The organism is Oceanobacillus luteolus (genome assembly GCF_023715655.1).
GTDB classification, from domain to species: domain Bacteria; phylum Bacillota; class Bacilli; order Bacillales; family Amphibacillaceae; genus Oceanobacillus; species Oceanobacillus luteolus.
In genome coordinates this window covers 1-4,567 of sequence record NZ_JAMBON010000077.1, presented here as the reverse complement: position 1 = coordinate 4,567, position 4,567 = coordinate 1, and the positions used below count along the sequence as shown (strand labels likewise).

The following is a 4,567-nucleotide window of genomic DNA, read 5'->3' as shown; positions in this document are numbered from 1 at the left end:
TTTGCCGCCCGCTTCCTTCAGATTCCGCGTCGCCACGGACACCCTTGCGTTAAGCTAACCACTACTTCTGCCTTCATGGCTCGGGACTCTCACCCTAGAGATTACACCCATGCCGGGCGCACACAAAGCACGCTATTTCCCATTTGAAATAGCGTGCTTTAAGTTTTTTACAAACTAACTTAAGAATATAAAATACAGAACAAAGACTACAAATAATCCATACATGATTGGATGAATTTGTTTTCCTTTGCCCATAACGATCATTGTAATCGGATAGAAGATAAATCCGATTGCTATCCCTGTTGCAATACTATACGTTAAGGACATCATTAGAACAATAAAGAATGATGGAACAGCAACTTCGAAGCGATCCCATTCAATGTTTTTCAGTTGTGACGCCATCATGACTCCAACAATGATCAACGCTGGAGCAGTAACTGCACTCGTTACAACACCTAGTAACGGAGAGAAGAACAGAGCCAATAGGAAAAATCCTGCTGTCACAACTGATGTAAATCCAGAACGTCCACCTGCACCAACACCAGCAGTTGATTCTACATATGAAGTAGTTGTTGATGTACCTACGACTGCTCCTACAACAGTTGCAGTGGAGTCAGCCATCAATGCACGACCAGCTCTTGGCAGTTTATTATCCTTCACAAGACCTGCCTGCGTCGCAACGGCAACTAACGTACCTGCCGTATCGAAGAAGTCAACAAACAAGAAAGTTAAAATGACGACTAGCATTTCGATTGTAAATATATCACCAAAGTTAGCAAAAGCTTGTCCAAATGTTGGTGATAAACTAGGAACAGATCCTACGATATCATTAATTCCTTGCGGTGTTGGAATAAGACCAAAAATCATACCTGCAATTGCTGTGATGATCATTCCATAAAAAATACCAGCTTTGATACCGCGAGTAATTAAAATTACAGCTACTACCAATCCAAAGATAGTAAGAAGTACATTTGGATCAGTTATATCTCCCAATCCAACTAAAGTTGCTTCATTATCAACTACAATTCCAGCACTCGATAGACCAATAAAAGCAATGTACAAACCAATCCCAGCTCCAACTGCTAGTTTTAAGTTTGCTGGTATCGCATTAATGATAATTTCTCTCAAACCAGAAAGTGATAAAAAGATAAAGATAATTCCAGATACTAGAACTCCTGCTAAAGCAGTTTCCCAAGGTATTCCATATTGTAAAACAACTGTATAAGCAAAGAACGCATTAAGCCCCATACCAGGTGCAAGTGCGACTGGATATCTTGCAAGTACCCCCATCGTAAGTGTACCAACTGCTGCAGCTACTGCGGTTGCGGTAAATACGGCACCCTCAGGCATTCCAGCGGCTGCAAGTGTAGCTGGGTTTACAAAAAGAATATATGCCATAGATAGGAAGGTTGTTAGACCAGCAATAAATTCTGTTTTGTAATTCGTTCCTAGCTCTTCAAACTGAAAATACTTTTTCATTCAATTTTGCCTCCTAAGTTGCAAAATGCTCATGCGTCAGGAAAACTTGCTCTTAGTTGTCTCCAAACTCTTATGTTTTATCCTCAATTTCCCTTAGGGAAAAAGATAAATCTCCCTTTTAAAAAACAAAAAAACGCTCTTCAAAGGAGCGTCTACCAAAACACAAAGGAAAGAGAATGATAATAATATAGAAATATAGTTATTCCTATTTTCCCTGCGTAGTCAAACCTTTTACGGTGGTTTGGTAGAGACTTTGGGCCATATTCCCGAAATTATACGCAATGCATTTAATTATATTCCTATTCTACTTAGCTCACGTCAGTTTGTCAATGAAATCCGAATGTTGATTTCATAACTTGATTTAATATTCGGATATAAACAGTAAATCTATTCATTTATCAGTAATTTCAGTTAAAATAACCTTTAAATAAAAACAGAGTACTCTACCTACATAAAGGTAAAGTACTCTATTACTGATTGTTTAATTTTTAGGCTTAAGATCTTCGATTGAATCTATGTCCATGTAATTTGGAACAACAAGACCAATCTTAGCACCTGTTAAATTTGGACCTAAATCTATTAAGTTATCTTTATGCTTATTGTAGAATTCTTTATGAGTGATTGGTAACCAGGCAGCCGCCGATGCATCTGCATTTCCAGTAGCTACGGATTCAAAAACAATCGCTACATCTACATCTGTCACGGTTACATCAAAGCCTTTCTTCTCCATTGCTGCTTTTAAAACACCTGAAGAAGCACGCTCTGAGTCCCAAGGTGTCGAAACAAGTTCCACTTCCACTCCATCGACATCATCTACACCTTCTAACCAGACAGCAACCTTATCTTCGTTATCCTCTACCCACTCATAGGCGATTTCCTCTATATCACGGCCAGTCTCTTCCGCCTCAAACATGATGGATTCCATATCTTCAACATCCCATTCAAATTGATCGATCAGTTTATAGGCTTCTGGTTTTTCTTCTTCTAAACCAAGTCTCGCTATGGAATTAATACCTTCTTCTCCACCATAAATCCCTTTAGGATCTTCTAAATATTTCATGTCAGGGTGTGCTGCGAACATCCAATGTGGATTCCAACCTGTGACGACAATTGGTTCTTCATTTCTGATGGCATTATCCAATTCTGTCATCATGGCACCAGTTGAAGACAATGCCACTTCCCAGCCCTGTAGATTTTCATATTCTTCTATAGCTGCCTCCGTTGTAACAGAAATACCTGCTCCTGGTTCAATACCAATAATTGTATGATCAACTGCTTCACTATAATTTACTTTCCCATTATTATCTGAGTTACTTTCTGTCGCCTCCGAATCACCACAGGCTGCAAGCATAAATGTAACTAGTAATGCAAAAATAAAACCAACGTTCGTTATTTTTAACTTCAAACATATCCCCCATTTTCTGCAAATAAATTGTTCCTAATAGAAATTCGATTCCAAAATATCACGAAGCGAACCTTTTAAAGAACATACCGTTAAGTATTTTACAGTTATCCAGCATTCTACTCAAACTGGATATTTGGGGAAATAACGTTTTTTGAAGGGATAAACTAACCTGACAGTAAAACGACTTAAGAAAAACTTACAATCCTTCCAAAATGCTAAATAATCATCGCAATACTTAAGAAAGTGATGATTGAACAATTTTTCACACGAAAATAATGGTTAAAATACTTTAGCCTTCGGAACCGTTAACCAAGGACGATTATCTTCCCAGCGAACCGTAACCGGTATTTTATAAGTTTCAGATAAGCGCTCATCTGTTAATACTTCTTTTTTCGGTCCACCGGCAACTATTTCTCCATCACAGATTAATAAAACATGAGATATGACATCGACAATCTCTTCAATATGGTGCGTTACATAAAGCAAATGACAATCCCGTTCATTTACGTCATTGATCCATTGTAAAACTTCTTCCCTGGCAAGTACATCCAAGCCAGTGCATGGCTCGTCCAATATCAATATCTCAGGCTTGCTCATCAATGCCCTGGCAATTAGTACCTTTTGCTGTTCCCCTTGGGATAAACTGCGATAACTTTTCCCTTTGAGATGGGAGAGTCGTAAAGATTCAAGCAATTGGTCCGCCTGAACCCAATCTTCTTCAGAAACTTCTTCATAAAGGCCAATAGAGGCGAACTTTCCACTCACAACAATATTTTCGGTGATTTCCTTATGCAGATTTTGTGAAAATTGATCCAAAGAGCTGCTGACAAAGCCAATTCTCTTTCTCAATTCCGGTATATTTGTTTTCCCGAATACATTTCCGAGAACCGAAACCTTTCCTGACGTCGGATAATTATACCCGGTTACAATATTCAACAGGGAGGTTTTCCCTGATCCATTCAATCCTAGAATGCACCAATGTTCCCCTTCCTTCACTTCCCAATTTATATCTTTTAGAATTTCGCGCGAGTTTCTTCTCCACGTAACCTGTTGAAATTGAATGATTTTCTCCATGAAACATCTCTCCCGATACTTTTATGTTATAATACTCTTGATTGTAGAATATTTCTGACAATATAACAATGATTTTTACTGATTGAGTAATTCTTAGTTGAGGTGATCCATGAATAGAATCCCTATTAAGAAACGCTTTTATGAATTGCTTATTGATTACTTGGTCATCATGGCGTATATTTTTTTATTGTTCATTGTAAATGCCACTATTTTCACCTTCATTTTTGATGGGTTTCCAAAGTACACGGAAATCCACGTTCAAATTATTACTACATGTACATCTGTCATACCAACTATCTTTATCTTTTCGTATTTGGATTTTTATAAGAGAGGTTCGATAGGCAAAAAAGCTGCTGGGTTGAAACTCCTCTACGAAAACCACCAATTCCGTTCAAGCCTGATAAGAAATATAATTAAATTCTTACCTTGGCAATTGGGACATATTGGAGTGATTCGGGGAATGTATCAAGAATTCGATATACTGTAAACGTCAAATAATCCACACCTAGTTTTAGATGTGGACTATTGTTATGATTTATTTAGTTTTATTTGGTACACGACATTCCGCTGGAATGGACGGTGACCAAGGTAGTAGTTGATCCAATTTCG

The 4,567-nt window shown here is 38.0% G+C and carries 4 protein-coding genes and 1 riboswitch; of the genes, 1 reads left to right on the top strand and 3 read right to left on the bottom strand.

Annotated elements, in window-relative coordinates:
• Nucleotides 1–174: 174 nt before the first annotated feature.
• The 3 genes from M3210_RS19385 to M3210_RS19375 all read right to left on the bottom strand — a co-directional run bounded on the left by M3210_RS19385 (nucleotide 175) and on the right by M3210_RS19375 (nucleotide 3,958).
• Nucleotides 175–1,479: an NCS2 family permease gene (locus tag M3210_RS19385; RefSeq protein ID WP_251517844.1), complete on the bottom strand. Its 1,305-nt coding sequence runs from the start codon at nucleotides 1,477–1,479 to the stop codon at nucleotides 175–177.
• 199 nt (nucleotides 1,480–1,678) lie between these two features.
• Nucleotides 1,679–1,779: riboswitch (purine riboswitch) on the bottom strand.
• A gap of 181 nt (nucleotides 1,780–1,960) precedes the next feature.
• Entirely contained in the window at nucleotides 1,961–2,884 is a 924-nt protein-coding gene (locus M3210_RS19380) for a glycine betaine ABC transporter substrate-binding protein (RefSeq protein ID WP_349774389.1), read from the bottom strand.
• A 279-nt stretch (nucleotides 2,885–3,163) separates the two neighbouring features.
• Complete coding sequence (locus M3210_RS19375) at nucleotides 3,164–3,958, bottom strand: ABC transporter ATP-binding protein (protein ID WP_251517841.1); 795 nt, start codon at nucleotides 3,956–3,958, stop codon at nucleotides 3,164–3,166.
• 109 nt (nucleotides 3,959–4,067) lie between these two features.
• On the opposite strand from M3210_RS19375, the gene M3210_RS19370 reads away from it, so the two are divergent.
• Nucleotides 4,068–4,445, top strand: a complete 378-nt coding sequence (locus M3210_RS19370; protein WP_251517838.1) for an RDD family protein — start codon at nucleotides 4,068–4,070, stop codon at nucleotides 4,443–4,445.
• Nucleotides 4,446–4,567 lie beyond the last annotated feature (122 nt).